Genomic DNA, 1846 nt, shown 5'->3' with positions numbered 1-1846 from the left:
GGTGGAGCGCTTAGAAGTGAGAATGCCGGTATGAGTAGCGAAAGACAGGTGAGAATCCTGTCCACCGAATGACTAAGGTTTCCTGGGGAAGGCTCGTCCTCCCAGGGTTAGTCGGGACCTAAGTCGAGGCCGAGAGGCGTAGACGATGGATAACAGGTTGAGATTCCTGTACTAGTTATATTTGTTTGAACGATGGAGGGACGCAGCAGGCTAAGGAAGCGCACTGATGGATATGTGCGTCCAAGCAATAAGTCTGAAGTTGAGTTAAATGCTTAACTTTAAGGACAAGTTGTGATGGGGAGCGAAATTAAGTAGCGAAGTAACTGATGTCACACTGCCAAGAAAAGCTTCTAGTTAGAATATAACTACCCGTACCGCAAACCGACACAGGTAGTCGAGGAGAGTATCCTAAGGTGTGCGAGAGAACTCTCGTTAAGGAACTCGGCAAAATGACCCCGTAACTTCGGGAGAAGGGGTGCTGACCGAAAGGTCAGCCGCAGTGAATAGGCCCAAACGACTGTTTATCAAAAACACAGGTTTCTGCAAAATCGTAAGATGACGTATAGGGGCTGACGCCTGCCCGGTGCTGGAAGGTTAAGAGGATGAGTTAGCTTCGGCGAAGCCCAGAATTGAAGCCCCAGTAAACGGCGGCCGTAACTATAACGGTCCTAAGGTAGCGAAATTCCTTGTCGGGTAAGTTCCGACCCGCACGAAAGGCGTAACGATTTGGGCACTGTCTCAACGAGAGACTCGGTGAAATTATAATACCCGTGAAGATGCGGGTTACCCGCGACAGGACGGAAAGACCCCATGGAGCTTTACTGTAGCTTGATATTGAGTGTTTGTATAACTTGTACAGGATAGGTAGGAGCCGTAGAGACCGGAACGCTAGTTTCGGAGGAGGCATTGGTGGGATACTACCCTCGTTGTATGAACACTCTAACCCTCGCCACTAATCGTGGTGGGAGACAGTGTCAGGTGGGCAGTTTGACTGGGGCGGTCGCCTCCTAAAAGGTAACGGAGGCGCCCAAAGGTTCCCTCAGAATGGTTGGAAATCATTCGCAGAGTGTAAAGGCACAAGGGAGCTTGACTGCGAGACTTACAGGTCGAGCAGGGACGAAAGTCGGGCTTAGTGATCCGGTGGTTCCGTATGGAAGGGCCATCGCTCAACGGATAAAAGCTACCCTGGGGATAACAGGCTTATCTCCCCCAAGAGTCCACATCGACGGGGAGGTTTGGCACCTCGATGTCGGCTCATCGCATCCTGGGGCTGTAGTCGGTCCCAAGGGTTGGGCTGTTCGCCCATTAAAGCGGTACGCGAGCTGGGTTCAGAACGTCGTGAGACAGTTCGGTCCCTATCCGTCGCGGGCGTAGGAAATTTGAGAGGAGCTGTCCTTAGTACGAGAGGACCGGGATGGACATACCTCTGGTGTACCAGTTGTTCTGCCAAGGGCATCGCTGGGTAGCTATGTATGGATGAGATAAACGCTGAAAGCATCTAAGTGTGAAGCTCACCTCGAGATTAGATTTCCCATTCCTTTATGGAAGTAAGACCCCTGAAAGATTATCAGGTAGATAGGTTGGAAGTGGAAGTACAGTGATGTATGGAGCGGACCAATACTAATCGGTCGAGGACTTAACCACAAAGTGGTGTGAAACGGTGTACGGCTTAAAAATCAATGATAAATATTAGCTAGTTTTGAGAGAATAAGTTTTCTCAAAAAAAGAGTGTGGTGGCGATAGCAAGAAGGATACACCTGTTCCCATGTCGAACACAGAAGTTAAGCTTCTTAGCGCCAAGAGTAGTTGGGGGTCGCCCCCTGCGAGGGTAGGACGTTGCCATGCT

At 50.3% G+C, this 1846-nt stretch carries 2 rRNA genes (1 of these 2 cut by a window edge); both read left to right on the top strand.

Annotation, left to right across the window (positions count from 1 at the left end):
• A 23S ribosomal RNA gene (locus tag AC1RPU_RS07485) occupies positions 1 to 1644 on the top strand; it begins 1375 nt to the left of the window's first position.
• 85 nt (positions 1645 to 1729) lie between these two features.
• Positions 1730 to 1845 (top strand): 5S ribosomal RNA (gene rrf, locus AC1RPU_RS07480).
• The last annotated feature ends 1 nt before the right edge of the window (position 1846 follow it).

Source organism: Dellaglioa sp. CoH-55-MRSF-7, from assembly GCF_056782235.1.
The sequence above is the reverse complement of the archived record's forward strand: the minus strand, read 5'-3'. Positions and strand labels throughout refer to the sequence as shown.